Source organism: Streptomyces sp. NPDC096132 (genome assembly GCF_044763345.1).
Taxonomy (GTDB): Bacteria; Actinomycetota; Actinomycetes; order Streptomycetales; family Streptomycetaceae; genus Streptomyces.
Genome location: NZ_JBIWGA010000002.1, coordinates 692,905 through 705,762 on the forward strand (window position 1 = coordinate 692,905; position 12,858 = coordinate 705,762).

Annotated in this window: 12 protein-coding genes; 9 read left to right on the forward strand and 3 right to left on the reverse strand. The window is 72.4% G+C overall.

Going from position 1 to position 12,858, the window contains the following annotated elements:
• Positions 1–27 precede the first annotated feature (27 nt).
• The gene (locus tag ACIRF9_RS07515; protein ID WP_403817779.1) at positions 28–885 is read right to left on the reverse strand and encodes a MaoC/PaaZ C-terminal domain-containing protein; all 858 of its coding nucleotides are present in this window, start codon (positions 883–885) and stop codon (positions 28–30) included.
• A gap of 416 nt (positions 886–1,301) precedes the next feature.
• Here ACIRF9_RS07515 and ACIRF9_RS07520 point away from each other — a divergent pair, with 416 nt between their 5' ends.
• The gene (locus tag ACIRF9_RS07520) at positions 1,302–2,642 is read left to right on the forward strand and encodes a sensor histidine kinase (protein WP_403817782.1); all 1,341 of its coding nucleotides are present in this window, start codon (positions 1,302–1,304) and stop codon (positions 2,640–2,642) included.
• A gap of 32 nt (positions 2,643–2,674) precedes the next feature.
• Positions 2,675–3,307, forward strand: coding sequence for a response regulator (locus ACIRF9_RS07525; protein ID WP_403817973.1), 633 nt, complete (start codon positions 2,675–2,677; stop codon positions 3,305–3,307).
• 25 nt (positions 3,308–3,332) lie between these two features.
• On the opposite strand, the gene ACIRF9_RS07530 is transcribed toward ACIRF9_RS07525, so the two are convergent.
• Positions 3,333–3,995: a class I SAM-dependent methyltransferase gene (locus tag ACIRF9_RS07530; RefSeq protein ID WP_403817785.1), complete on the reverse strand. Its 663-nt coding sequence runs from the start codon at positions 3,993–3,995 to the stop codon at positions 3,333–3,335.
• A 228-nt stretch (positions 3,996–4,223) separates the two neighbouring features.
• Positions 4,224–5,939, reverse strand: coding sequence for an MFS transporter (locus ACIRF9_RS07535; protein ID WP_403817787.1), 1,716 nt, complete (start codon positions 5,937–5,939; stop codon positions 4,224–4,226).
• A 192-nt stretch (positions 5,940–6,131) separates the two neighbouring features.
• On the opposite strand from ACIRF9_RS07535, the gene ACIRF9_RS07540 reads away from it, so the two are divergent.
• From ACIRF9_RS07540 to ACIRF9_RS07570, 7 genes are all read left to right on the forward strand, one after another.
• Positions 6,132–7,577 carry an MFS transporter gene (locus ACIRF9_RS07540; RefSeq protein WP_403817790.1) on the forward strand — a complete coding sequence of 482 codons (1,446 nt, stop codon included), beginning with the start codon at positions 6,132–6,134 and terminating at the stop codon, positions 7,575–7,577.
• 155 nt (positions 7,578–7,732) lie between these two features.
• Positions 7,733–8,275 carry a SigE family RNA polymerase sigma factor gene (locus ACIRF9_RS07545; protein WP_403817793.1) on the forward strand — a complete coding sequence of 181 codons (543 nt, stop codon included), beginning with the start codon at positions 7,733–7,735 and terminating at the stop codon, positions 8,273–8,275.
• A complete protein-coding gene (locus ACIRF9_RS07550) occupies positions 8,275–9,102 on the forward strand; it encodes a hypothetical protein (protein ID WP_403817796.1) in 828 nt (275 codons plus the stop codon). Before ACIRF9_RS07545 ends, ACIRF9_RS07550 begins: the two co-directional genes overlap by 1 nt.
• 103 nt (positions 9,103–9,205) lie before the next feature.
• The gene (locus ACIRF9_RS07555; RefSeq protein WP_403817799.1) at positions 9,206–10,204 is read left to right on the forward strand and encodes an N-acetylmuramoyl-L-alanine amidase; all 999 of its coding nucleotides are present in this window, start codon (positions 9,206–9,208) and stop codon (positions 10,202–10,204) included.
• Between the two features lie 169 nt (positions 10,205–10,373).
• Complete coding sequence (locus ACIRF9_RS07560; RefSeq protein WP_403817802.1) at positions 10,374–11,183, forward strand: DUF5336 domain-containing protein; 810 nt, start codon at positions 10,374–10,376, stop codon at positions 11,181–11,183.
• A gap of 108 nt (positions 11,184–11,291) precedes the next feature.
• A complete protein-coding gene (locus ACIRF9_RS07565; RefSeq protein WP_403817805.1) occupies positions 11,292–12,302 on the forward strand; it encodes an LLM class F420-dependent oxidoreductase in 1,011 nt (336 codons plus the stop codon).
• Between the two features lie 249 nt (positions 12,303–12,551).
• The gene (locus ACIRF9_RS07570) at positions 12,552–12,845 is read left to right on the forward strand and encodes a hypothetical protein (protein ID WP_030797962.1); all 294 of its coding nucleotides are present in this window, start codon (positions 12,552–12,554) and stop codon (positions 12,843–12,845) included.
• The last annotated feature ends 13 nt before the right edge of the window (positions 12,846–12,858 follow it).

Below are 12,858 nucleotides of genomic sequence, written 5' to 3' on the forward strand. Positions count from 1 at the left end.
GCGGTTCCCCTGACGGAAATGGGTGGTTCAGGAGTGCTCTACGACGGTGTCGGCGAGGACCGCCGCGTCGTCCCGCTCTACGGCGCTCACGGCGACGCGCACCTCGCCCTCCCCGCGCCACATCCGGATGCGCAGGGTCTCGCCGGGGAAGACGACCCCGGCGAAGCGGGTGGCGTACGACCGCACCCGGGTCACGTCGCCGTCGAGCAGGGTGTCGACGACCGCCTTCAGGGTGATCCCGTAGGTGCACAGTCCGTGCAGGATGGGCCGCTCGAAGCCGGCGAGCTTCGCGAACTCGGGGTCGGCGTGCAGCGGGTTCCAGTCGCCGGAGAGGCGGTAGAGGAGGGCCTGATCCTCGCGGACGGCCCGTTCGACGACCCTGTCGGGCGCTCGGGTGGGCGGTTCGAGGCGGGCGGAGGGGCCGCGGTCGCCGCCCCAGCCGCCCTCCCCGCGGACGAAGATCTGGGCGTCGTTGGTCCACAGCGGGCCGTCGGCGTCGGAGACCTCGGTGCGCATGACGAGGACGGCGGCCTTGCCCTTGTCGTGGACGGCGGCGATGCGCCCGGTGGCGGTCGCCCGGCCCTGAGCCGGGAGGGGGCGGTGGATCTCCAAGCGCTGTCCGCCGTGCAGGACGCGGGCGAGGTCGACCTCGACGCCGGGCATGGACAGTCCGCTGATCACCCCGGGTGAGCCGGCACCCGCGACGGTGGCGAAGCTCGGCAGGACGTGCAGCCGGGACTCCAGGGTGTAGCGCAGCTCGTCGGGGTCGGTGGCGGGGATGCCGGCGCCGATGCCGAGGTGGTAGAGCTGGACGTCCTTCGGGGTCCAGGAGATCTCGCCGGAGCGGGGTTCGGCGGCGAGCGCCTTGGCTGCGTCGATGGGCATGGGGCTCCCTGGTCACGGCTAGGGGGTGTGGTGAAAGTCCAGTGCGGTGCCCGCGGTGTCCGGTGCGTGCCGGGCGCCGCGGGTGCTGTGCGGGACTTTCACCACACCCCCTAGGGCCCGGCACGGGCCGGTCAAGACCTCGGTGCGACCGTCCGCACCGTCGGGCGCACCGAGGCCGTCGCGGTGCCGATCTAGAACGCGTTCCAGTCCGGCGCCCTCTGTATAGCCGAGCGCTCGACAGTTGTGAAGGCTCCTGACGGGGTGTCAGAAGCCGGTGTCGCAGTGGGCGCGGCGCGGGAGGCCGTGACATTTGTACTGCCCGGTTGATGACATCCGGGCCTGCCGGATGCCCGCCCGGAGCCGTAGCGTCGAAGACGTCGAAGAGGTGGACATCGCTGGGACGGGGGGCAGCAGAGATGACGAGGTCGGGGACGCTCTGGTCGAAGTGGCGGCGCGGGATCGCCTGCCACCGGGAGGCGTGGCGCAGGCGGGCATGGCCGGACGCGGAGCACAAGGAGTGCGAGCCCCCGGGCCCGCCGCCCCACCCCTTCGCCCTGCTGCCCTGGCTGCTGCTGGGGATGGGCGCCTTCTCCAACCTCTTCCAGGGCGAGACGCCCAACCCGCTGCTCGGCGGCCTGGGCGTGCTCACCTTCAACTCCTGTTACATCTACGTCGCCGTCCGCGCGTTCGTGAAGGAGAAGCGGGAGTCGGTCTCCACCCGGGTGGCGCTGGCGATCATGGCGGTGGTGACCTGCGGGCTCGCCCTCGGGTACGGCGGCAGCTGGGTGCTGTTCTTCCCGCTGCTCGGTCTCGCCACGGGCGCCTCGCTGCGCGGCCGGCATCTGCGGATCGCGGGGCTCGTCCTGGCCCTGGTCGCGGGCGCGGTCGCCTTCTCCCACGACGGCTGGGGCGGACTCGACACCGCCTACGCCACGTGGATCTCGACGATCGTGACGGCCGTGATCCTGAGCCTCTCCGAGGCTGTACGGGATCTGCGCGCCGCCCGCGAGGAGCTGGCCCGCCAGGCGGTGGAGCAGGAGCGGCTGCGCTTCTCCCGCGATCTGCACGACCTGCTGGGGCACACCCTGTCGGTGATCGTGGTGAAGTCGGAGGCGGCCCGCAGGCTGGCGCCCGGCCATCTGGACGCGGCCCTCGCGCAGGTCGCGGACATCGAGTCGGTGGGCCGCCAGGCGCTGACGGAGATACGCGAGGCGGTCACCGGGTACCGCGAGGGCAGTCTGGCCGCCGAGCTGGACCGGGCCCGCTCCGCCCTGACGGCGGCCGGCGTCGAGCCGTCCATCAGCCGGTCGGGGGCTCCCACGGAACCGCAGACGGCGGCCCTGTTGGGCTGGGTGGTGCGCGAGGCGGTCACCAACGTCGTCCGGCACAGCGGCGCCACCCGCTGCCGGATAGCGGTGTCGGGCTCGCCGGAGCGGGTCCGGCTCACGGTCACCGACAACGGCACGGGCGCCGGTGAGGGCGGCACCGGCGGCGGCGAGGCCGGCTCGGACGCCCGCGCGATCGGCAGCGGCGGCGGCACGGGCCTCACCGGCCTGCGCGAGCGCCTCGCCGCGGCCGGCGGCTCCCTGACCGCGGGCCCGGGTCCGCGCGGCGGCTTCACGGTGACGGCGGAACTCCCCGTGGAGGCAAGCTCCGAGGTGACGCAGGTGCCGCGGGGGGCGGCTGGGACCAGCGGTTCCTCCGCACGCGCAGGGGGAGTGCCGTCCCTGCCGGCCGGCCCTACGCTGAGGCCGTGAACGACACGCCCGACGGCCGGTCCGTGAACGAGATGCCCCGTGACCGCCGCCCCGCCAAATCCATCAGGGTCCTGCTGGCGGAGGACCAGGGCATGATGCGCGGGGCGCTGGCCCTGCTGCTGGGGATGGAGCCGGACATCGAGGTCGTCGCACAGGTCGGCGCCGGGGACGCGATCGTGGACATGGCGCTGATCCACCGCCCGGACGTCGCCCTCCTCGACATCGAACTGCCCGGCATGAGCGGCCTGGACGCCGCCGCCGTACTGCGCGAGGAGGCCCCCGACTGCCGGGTGCTGATCCTGACGACGTTCGGCCGGCCCGGCTATCTGCGGCGGGCCATGGAGGCCGGAGCCGCCGGGTTCCTGGTCAAGGACGGTCCGGTGGAGGAGCTGGCGGAGGCGATCCGCCGGGTGCTGACCGGCGAGACGGTCGTCGACCCCGCGCTCGCCGCGGCCGCGCTCGGCGCCGGCCCGAACCCGCTCACCGCCCGCGAGTGCGACGCCCTGAAGGCCTCGGCGGACGGCGCCACGGTCGCCGACATCGCCGCCCGACTGCACCTGTCCGAATCCACCGTCCGCAACTACCTCTCCTCCGCCATCGGCAAGACAGCCACCCGCAACCGCATGGAGGCAGTGCGGGAGGCCCGCCGACAGGGCTGGCTGTAGCGGCCGGCAGACGGACAGGTGCGGATCAATACACCTGGATCCCCGGTCCCGTGCGCCGCAGCACCCGCAGCGAGCCGGTGTCCGAGACCTCCATGAAGGCGCCGGACTCCAGGGCGCGGAGGTAGACGCGGTAGGGGGCCTGGCCGGTGAACTCGTCGACGGGGTCCGGGAAGACGTCGTGGATGACGAGGAGGCCGCCCTCGGCGAGGTGCGGGGCCCAGCCCTCGTAGTCGGCGGTGGCGTGCTCGTCGGTGTGGCCGCCGTCGACGAAGACGAGGCCGAGGGGCGAGTTCCAGATCTTCGCGATCTGGGGGGAGCGGCCGACCAGGGCGACGACGTGCTCCTCGAGGCCGGCCCGGTGGAGGGTCCGGCGGAAGGTGGGCAGCGTGTCCATCAGGCCGAGCTCGGGATCGACGGTCTCCGGGTCGTGGTACTCCCAGCCCGGCTGCTGCTCCTCGCTGCCCCGGTGGTGGTCGACGGTGAGCGCGGTGACCCCGGCCTCACGAGCCGCGTCGGCGAGCAGCACCGTGGAGCGCCCGCAGTACGTACCGACCTCCAGCAGCGGCAGCCCGAGCCGCCCGGCCTCCCCCGCGGCCGCATACAGCGCGAGCCCCTCGTCCACGGGCATGAAGCCCTTCGCCGCCTCGAACGCGGCCAGGATCTCGGGCTTGGGGGCGGCCGCGGGCATGGCGGTCCTTTCGGTCGTACGACGCTCTCGGCGCCCCATGCTGTCGTACCCCCTGTCACTCGGTCGACAGGGGGTACGTGTAGCGCCCTCAGGGGCGCGGGGCTGTACCGACCTGCGGCTCCGCCGCGATGGGGGTCCCCCCGCGCGAGCGAAGCCGAGAGTGGGGGAGCGACCAGCCACAACGCCGCCGCAGACGCCGTACGGCGCGAGGCGGCACCCGAGCAGGCGCTACGCGGTCACCGCCTCGCCCGGCAAGGAGAGATCCAGCTCGACCGCCCGTTCCCCACCATGGTGGGACGCGGACGACGCGAGCGGCCCGTGCCCGGAGGCCTTCGCGGCCAGCACATACGCCCCCTGCGTCGGGACGGCGAGCGTGTAGGAGCCGTCCTCGGCCGAGACGGTGGCGCCGGCCTGGCGACCCCGACGGTCGATCAGAGTGACCTTGGCCCGGGCGACCGGGACACCGTCCGCATCCAGGACCCGCCCGCGAAAGCCCCGCAGGGCCTCCTCGCTGCCGGAGCGCAGCTGCGGCGCAGCCGGCGGACGCTGCTGCCGGGGCAGGAAGAGGGCGAGGAGCAGCCCGACGGCGACGGCGGCGGTGGCGATCAGGAAGGAGACGCGGAAGCCGTGCATGGTGGGGACGGCGACGCCGTTCACGGTGTTCGCGGTGTTGGCCAGCACCATGCCGATGACGGCGCTCGACACGGACGTACCGATGGACCGCATCAGGGTGTTGAGGCCGTTGGCCGCGCCGGTCTCGGAGGCCGGGACCGCGCCGACGATCAGGGCGGGCAGCGAGGAGTAGGCGAGACCGATGCCCGCTCCCAGCACGACCGCGATGACGAGGCTCTGCCAGGCGGCGCTCATCAGGCCGAGGCCGGCGCCGTAGCCGATCGCGATGATCAGCATGCCGATGATCAGGGTGACCTTGGGGCCGTACTTGGCGGACAGCCGGGCGTAGACGGGCGCGGTGACCATCATCGTCAGGCCGAGCGGCGCCACGAGCAGACCGGCGACGACCATGGACTGGCCGAGGCCGTAGCCGGTGGCGGTGGGCAGCTGGAGGAGCTGCGGCAGCACGAGGGAGACGACGTAGAAGCTGACGCCGACCATGATCGAGGCGAGGTTGGTGAAGAGGACGGCGGGGCGGGCCGTCGTCCGCAGGTCCACCAGCGGTGCCGCGACGCGCAGCTCCATCACGCCCCACAGGACGAGGACGACGGCGGAGGCGGCGAACAGGCCGAGCGTGGTGCCGGAGGTCCAGCCCCAGTCGCTGCCCTTGGTGATCGGGAGGAGGAAGAGGACCAGGCCGGCGGAGAGGCCGAGCGCGCCCGGCAGGTCGAAGGTTCCCTCGGCACGCGCCGGGGACTCCGGTACGACGAGGAGGGTGAGGGCGATGGAGAGGGCGCCGAGGCCGGCGGCACCGTAGAAGAGGGCGTGCCAGTCGGCGTGCTGGGCGACCAGGGCCGCGGCGGGCAGCGCGAGGCCGCCGCCGACGCCGATCGAGGAGCTCATCAGGGCCATCGCCGAGCCGAGCCGCTCCCTGGGCAGCATGTCGCGCATCAGACCGATGCCGAGCGGTATCGCGCCCATCGCGAAGCCCTGGAGCGTACGGCCCACGATCATCGGGAGCAGGGCGCTGGTGAGGGCGCTGACCAGCGCGCCGACGACCATCACGGCGAGGCTGAGGATGAGCATGCGCCGCTTGCCGTACAGGTCGCCGAGGCGGCCCATGATCGGGGTGGCCACGGCACCCGACAGCAGGGTGGAGGTCAGGACCCAGGTGGCGTTGCTGGGCGCGGTGTCCAGCAGTTGCGGGAGGTCCTTGATGACCGGGACGAGCAGGGTCTGCATCACCGCGACCACGATGCCCGCGAAGGCGAGCACCGGGACGACGGCTCCGCCTGCTTGGCGGGTCGGCCGGTCGGTCGTCGTGGGCGTCATGGGGTGGGGGCCTCCGGGCGGCTGGTTCGGGTTACGTGGGAGCTGAACCTGTATGCATGGGCAACTATTCCGATGCTTCGGCTTACTAACAATTTCTTTAACTTCTCTTGACTCACACCCCAGAGGGCGAGACCCCCCGACCGGAGCCCTAGGCCGAAATCCCGATGCAAGGGGCACAAGCCGGTTGAGACCATGACGCCCATGCTGGAAGCCGCCGACACCACCCGCCCCCGGACATCCCGCCGCAACCCCGCCCCCACCTGGCTGGTGGTCGCCCTCGCGTGCGCCGGCCAGTTCCTCGTCGTCCTGGACGTGTCCGTAGTGAACGTGGCACTGCCGTCCATCCGGACCGACCTGGGGACGAGCCCGTCCGGACTCCAATGGGTGGTGAACGCGTACGCCATCGCCTTCGCCGGGTTCATGCTGCTGGGCGGCCGGGCCGGTGACCTCTACGGCCGCAAGCGGATGTTCCTGACCGGGCTCGCCCTGTTCACCCTGGCCTCCCTGGCCGGAGGGCTCGCCCAGGAGGGCTGGCAGCTGCTGCTCGCGCGGGCCGTGCAGGGCCTGGGCGCGGCGGTGCTCGCCCCGTCGACGCTGACGATCGTCACCTCCGCCGTCCCCGAGGGCGCCGCGCGGGCCCGGGCGATCGCGACCTGGACGGCGGTCGGCGCGGGCGGCGGAGCGGCGGGCGGGCTGGTCGGCGGGGCGCTGGTCGACCTGATGTCGTGGCGCTGGGTGCTGCTGATCAACGTGCCGGTGGGGGCGGTGGTCCTGGCCGGCTCCCTGCGCCGGCTGACCGAGAGCCGGGCCGGCGACGGACGGCGTCTGGACCTCCCCGGCGCCCTGCTGGTCACCGCCGGCCTCGCCACCCTGGCCTACGGCGTCTCACAGACGGAGGCCGAGGGGTGGACGGCGCCCGCGACCCTCGTCCCGCTGGCCGCCGGGCTCGCGCTGATCGGGCTGTTCCTCGCCGTCGAGGCCCGCACGGCCTCCCCGCTGATGCCGCTCGGGCTGTTCCGGCTGCGGTCGGTGTCGGCGGCGAACGCGGCGATGTTCGTGTGCGGTTCGGCGATGTTCTCGATGTGGTTCTTCATGACGCTGTACGCGCAGAACGTGCTCGGCTACGACCCGCTGGACGCCGGACTCGCCCTGGTGCCCAGCTCGCTGGCGATCGTCCTCGGCTCCAAGCTCGCGCCCCGCGCGATGCGGACGGCCGGCGCCCGCAATGTGGCCGTGCTGGGCACGCTGATCGCGGCGGCCGGCTTCGGCTGGCAGTCGACGATGAGCGCGGACGCCGGGTACGTCACCGGGATCATGCTGCCGGGCGTGCTGATGATGCTGGGCGCGGGCCTGTCGTCCACCCCGCTCGCCGCTCTGGCCACCTCCGGAGCCGCGCCGGGCGAGGCCGGCCTGGTGTCGGGCCTGGTCAACACCTCCCGCACGATGGGCGGCTCACTGGGCCTCGCGGTGCTCTCGACCCTCGCGGCGGCCCGCACGGACGGCAGCGGCACCCCGCAGGCACTGACGGAGGGGTACGCGCTGGCGTTCCGCACCGGCACGGGAGTGCTGCTGGCCGGAGCGGTGCTGATGCTGGTGTGGCTGCCTCGGAAGGCCTCCCCGCAGCCGGCCTCCGCCTGAAGCCCGGGTCCGCGCACCGGGCCTCCGCCCGACACCGGAAGATCTCCGCGCACCGGGCCTCCGCCCGACACCGGAAGATCTCCGCACACCCGCCCGCCGTCCGAGGCAACGATCCGGGCCCCTCATGGCCTCCATTGTTTATCTAGGAGGAGCACATGGGGGATCTGAAGCAGGCCAGGGACAGCGAGTACCAGGCCTTCGTCATCAGCCGCTGGCCGCGGCTGATGCGCACGGCGTTTCTTCTCACGGGGGAGCAGCACGCCGCCGAGGACCTGGTCCAGACGACACTCGAACAGGTCTACGCGGCCTGGCGCAGAGTCGCCTCGGCCGACGACCCGGAGGCATACGTACGGCGCGTGATGATAAACGCGCATGCCCGCAGGTACCGCAGGAAACTGCGCGAGTTCCTCGCCCCGAGGGACGACGACGAGGGCCTGGCCCACGAGATCGCCGACACCGGCGACCGCATCGCCCAGGCCGACGACCGCCACGCCCTGCTCAAGGCACTGGCCGAGCTGCCGCCACGACAGCGAGAGGCGGTGGTCCTTCGGTACTGGGAGGACCTGACCGAGACACAGACGGCCGAGGCGATGGGCTGCTCGGTCGGCGCGGTGAAGAGCAACGCGGCCAAGGGGCTCGCGAAACTGCGCGCCATACCGGCACTGGCCGACATGGTGACGCACGGAGGGCGGAAGTGATGAGCGCGGACCGGGAGACGAACCACCACATGACACACCACGACATCGCCCTCCTGCTGGCCGACGCCGCGGACGAGGTCGAGATCGGTATAGCCCCCACCCAGGCACTGATCCGCGGCGGCCGCCGCCGCAGGGCCCGCCGCTGGGCGGTGGCCGCGGCCACGACCCTGGTGGCCGCGGGCTCCACGGGGGCGCTGGCGCTGACCGGGCTGCCTGGGGACCAGGACCGGGCGGCGCCCCCGGCGACACAGCCGGCCGTCACCGAGACCGCGACACCGTTCCAGCCGCAGAGCAGGGTCACCCTCGCGGCCGGCACCGACGGGGGCAAGAAGTGGCAGGTCACCCTCGACGTCTGGCCGGCGCCCGTCGACGTGCGGGACGCCCGGTCCTTGATGAAGGCGATGGCGGAGTACGGCGAGGCCCCGGTCGGCGTGAAAACGCCCGCCGAGCTGGTCGGCAAGAGCGCCTACTTCATCCACCGCGGCACCGGGGAGAACAGCATCGGCTGGGAGCATCTGATCCTGCAGGGTCTGACCGAAGAGGGCGACACCGTGTCGGGCAAGGACGCCAACGCCGTCGCGTTCCCGCTCACCCCGACCGGCGAAGGGCCCGACCGTCTGGTGATCGGCTATGTGGCCAAGACCGTCCAGCGGGTGGCCTGCACCTGGAAGGACGGCACGAAGACCGAGGTCCGCAGGGGCCCCGCGGACGCCGGCATCAACGACGACGAGCCCACCATCCGTACGACCGAGAGCTCCCCGTACAACTGGTTCGTCTGCCTGGCGCCGCAGGGCACCGCGTACAAGTCGGCGGAGGTGACGGGATAGCGGGACTGCCACCGGCGGGGCGGCCAGGCCGCCGGGCGGCACCCCGCAGCCCCCGGGCCGCGGTCTCCTGAGCCTGGGCGGGGGTGCCGTTAGGGTGGCAGGCGTGTCTTACTCCGGCCCGCACTCCGACCCCTTCGGCCCCACGGACCCGTACGACCCCTACGGCTCCCCGCGTCCCCGCCGCTCGCCGCTGCGCCGCCCGCTGACCGTGGCGCTGGCCGCGCTGGTGCCCGGGGCGCTGCTGGGGTGGCTGGCGTACGAGACGCTGGGCGGTGCGGAGAGCGGCGGGGACGGCGGATCGAACGGGGCGGCGGGGGCGGGGGTGGGGGCGGGGACCCCGACAGGCAGCCTCGGCTCACCGTCCGACTCCGGCTCCGGCTCCTCCGACACCCCCGGCACCCTCTCCGCCTCCCCCAGTCAGGAGGCCGCCCCCCTCAAGGGCAAGGTCGTCGTCATCGACCCCGGCCACAACGTCACCAACTCCCAGCACACCGCCGAGATCAACCGCAAGGTGGACATCGGCACCAACCGGAAGGAGTGCGACACCACGGGGACGTCCACCGACTCGGGGTACAGCGAGGCGAGGTTCACGCTGGACGTGGCGCACCGGCTGCGGACGTTGCTGCGGGAGCAGGGCGCGACGGTGAAGCTGACGCAGGACGGGGACCGGCCGTTCGGGCCGTGTGTGGACGAGCGGGCCCGGATCGGGAACGCGGCGCACGCGGACGCGGTGGTGTCGATCCACGCCGACGGTTCCGCGGAGGGCAACCGGGGCTTCCATGTGATCCTGCCGGCCTCGGTGCACGAGGGCGCCGCCGACACCCGTGCGATCGTCGCCCCGTCGAAGGACCTCGGGAAGCTGATCGCGGACGACTTCGCGCGCAGCACGGGCAGTTCGCCGTCCAACTACATCGGCGACGGCACCGGACTCGTCACGCGTCAGGACCTGGGCGGTCTCAATCTGTCAACGGTTCCCAAGGTGTTCATCGAGTGCGGCAACATGCGCGATACCAAGGACGCGGCACTGCTGACCAGCGGCGCCTGGAGGCAGAAGGCGGCGCAAGGGATCTCTGAGGGAATCGTGAGTTTCCTGCGGGGGTAGTGATCCGCGCGCTGATCCCGGCGGACAGTCCGATCGCGTGGACGATAGTGTCGTCCCTACGATCAGGGGGCACCCCCGCGCTTCACACCGGGGCCTGATGGCGACATGGTGACAGCGACGCCTCTACCGGACGTACCGATGACGAGACGACTGACCGAAGGACCTTGAAGTGAATATCCGCTCCCTCACTCGAGGCGACGGCGTGGTGATCGGAGCAGCGGTGTTGCTGTTCATCGCGTCGTTCCTCGACAACTACTCGTACGACGGCGTTTCCGACAGCATCGACATCCCGAGCCTGTGGTCGAGCGGACCGGTCCTGCTCAGTGTCGTCCTGGCGGGCCTCATCGGTGCCGCGCTCGTCGTCGTCTCGCGCGCTCTGCCGCAGCCCCGCAAGGTCGTCGGCCTGGAGCTCGGCCCCTTCGGCGTCGCGTTCGCGCTGTTCGCCGCGTGGAGCGCCCTAGGCAACGTCATCGACCCGGTCGGCGGCCTGGACAACATCGGTGACAGCTCCGGTGCCCCGTCCGCGGGCACCGGCCTGATCATCGCCCTCATCGCCACTCTGCTCATGGCTGCCGCGGCCGTCGCCACGCCTCTCGTCCCCGCCCTGCAGGCGGGCCTCATCCCGGCTCCGAAGCCCCCGCAGCCCCAGCCCTACGGCGGGCAGCCGCCCGCCGGTTACGGCTACCCGGGTGCGCAGCAGCCGACGGCCTTCGGTGGTCAGCCGCAGCAGGGTCAGCCGTTCGGCGCGCAGCCGGGTCCGGTCGCGCAGCCGCCGGCGCCGGACTTCTCGCCGTTCTGGTTCGCGGTGCCGGTGCCGCGTCCGCTGTACGCGGAGGACGGCGCGCCGATGCCGATCGCGGAGCTGGCGCCGGGCACCTGGTATCTCGCGGTCGAGCAGGGCGCCCAGGGTCTGATCGCCCAGACGCAGGACGGTCGTCGGGGTGTTCTGCGGGACACCTCCGGTATCCAGCGCGGCTGAGCCAGCAGGCCCGTGCACCTGCGTGAACGGCCCCTCGCCCTTCCGGGCGGGGGGGCCGTTGCCGTACAGTCGCAGCCCCCGTATCTGACGGATCGTCAGGAGGCAGGTATGCGGCTCGGTCTCGCGCTCGGTTACTGGGGTCGTGGCCCCTCCCCCGGCCATGTGGAGCTGGCGCGGGAGGCGGAGCGGCTGGGGTACGACTCGGTGTGGACGGCGGAGTCGTGGGGGTCGGACGCCTTCACGCCGCTCACCTGGATCGCGGCGCAGACCTCAAGGATCAGGCTGGGGACGGCCGTTGCGCAGATGGCGGCCCGCTCCCCCACGACCACCGCCATGCACGCCCTCACCCTGGACCACCTCTCCGGCGGACGGATGATGCTGGGGCTCGGGTTGTCGGGCCCGCAGGTCGTGGAGGGCTGGTACGGGCGGCCGTTCCCGAAGTCCCCGCTGACCGCGACCCGGGAGTACGTGGACGTCGTACGGCAGGTGTTCGCGAGGGAGGCGCCGGTGGAGCTGGACGGGCGCTTCCATCCGCAGCCCTATCGCGGCCCGGACGGAACCGGGCTCGGCCGGCCGCTGAAGTCCATCACTCATCCCCTCCGGGCCGATCTGCCGGTGCTGCTCGGTGCGGAGGGGCCGAGGAACGTGGCACAGACCGTGCGGATCGCCGACGGGTGGCTGCCGTTGTACTGGTCGCCGAGCCGGCCGGACGCGTACGGGCCGGGGGTCGCCGAGGTGCGGGACGGGTTCGTCGTCGCTCCCCTCGTCCGGGCCAGGGTCTGTGCCGATGTGTCCGAGGGGCTGTTGCCCGTCAAGGCGATGCTCGGCTTCTACATCGGCGGCATGGGGCACGCCACCCGTAACTTCCACGCCGATCTGATGGGTCGCATGGGGTACGAGGAGGAGGCGCGGCGGATCCAGGAGCTGTTCCTGGCGGGGCGGCGGGAGGAGGCCGTGCTGGCCGTGCCGGACGCGTTCGCCGACGAGATCTCGCTGGTGGGCCCGCGGGAGCGGATCGCGGAGCGGCTGGAGTCCTGGCGCAAGGGCCCGGTGACGGACCTGCTGGTGGTGGCGCCGGACCCGGACACGCTGCGGGTGCTGGCCGACCTCAACGCATAGAGCCCTCGGCGATGCGTGGAGCCCTCGGCTCACTTCCCCCGCAGGGACGGTCCTTTCGGTGAGGTGAGGAGACCCGGCGGAACGGGTCGTCGGGGTCGCCGGACGTCCTCTCCCCCCTCAAGGGGGCAGGATCATCGAGGACCCCTTCGAACAGTCCCCCCGGAAGGATCAAATCCATCCCAACGGGAGCGAAATGACGGCCCCTCGGAGAGCAGGTTTCGGAGGTGCCGCGAGGGCTACCCGTCGGGCATGTCCCCTCGATATCGCAACGGTGCGAACCAGGCCGGCACGGTGATCGCCGTGGTGGCCGACGTCATGGCCCTGATCCTGGGTCTGTGGATCCTGATGTACCTGCTGGACGCCAACCGCGGCAACGACTTCGTGCAGTTCGTCCACGACGTGGCCCGCTGGCTGGCGGGCTGGTCGCACGATCTGTTCACGTTCGACGAGGCGTGGGCGAGGGTGGTGGCCGGGTACGGCTTGGCGGCGGTGGTGTACCTGTTCGTGGGACACGCGATCGCCAATCGAGTCCACCGCCACTGAAGCGCCCCTGAAG

Excerpts from the sequence above, each read along its gene's own strand:
- ACIRF9_RS07525 (WP_403817973.1), top strand. The coding sequence starts at position 2,675 with ATGCCCCGTGACCGCCGCCCCGCCAAATCCATCAGGGTCCTGCTGGCG.
- ACIRF9_RS07520 (WP_403817782.1), top strand. The coding sequence starts at position 1,302 with ATGACGAGGTCGGGGACGCTCTGGTCGAAGTGGCGGCGCGGGATCGCC.
- ACIRF9_RS07565 (WP_403817805.1), top strand. The coding sequence starts at position 11,292 with ATGCGGCTCGGTCTCGCGCTCGGTTACTGGGGTCGTGGCCCCTCCCCC.
- ACIRF9_RS07530 (WP_403817785.1), bottom strand. The coding sequence starts at position 3,995 with ATGCCCGCGGCCGCCCCCAAGCCCGAGATCCTGGCCGCGTTCGAGGCG.
- ACIRF9_RS07545 (WP_403817793.1), top strand. The coding sequence starts at position 7,733 with ATGGGGGATCTGAAGCAGGCCAGGGACAGCGAGTACCAGGCCTTCGTC.
- ACIRF9_RS07570 (WP_030797962.1), top strand. The coding sequence starts at position 12,552 with ATGTCCCCTCGATATCGCAACGGTGCGAACCAGGCCGGCACGGTGATC.
- ACIRF9_RS07550 (WP_403817796.1), top strand. The coding sequence starts at position 8,275 with ATGAGCGCGGACCGGGAGACGAACCACCACATGACACACCACGACATC.
- ACIRF9_RS07540 (WP_403817790.1), top strand. The coding sequence starts at position 6,132 with ATGACGCCCATGCTGGAAGCCGCCGACACCACCCGCCCCCGGACATCC.
- ACIRF9_RS07515 (WP_403817779.1), bottom strand. The coding sequence starts at position 885 with ATGCCCATCGACGCAGCCAAGGCGCTCGCCGCCGAACCCCGCTCCGGC.
- ACIRF9_RS07535 (WP_403817787.1), bottom strand. The coding sequence starts at position 5,939 with ATGACGCCCACGACGACCGACCGGCCGACCCGCCAAGCAGGCGGAGCC.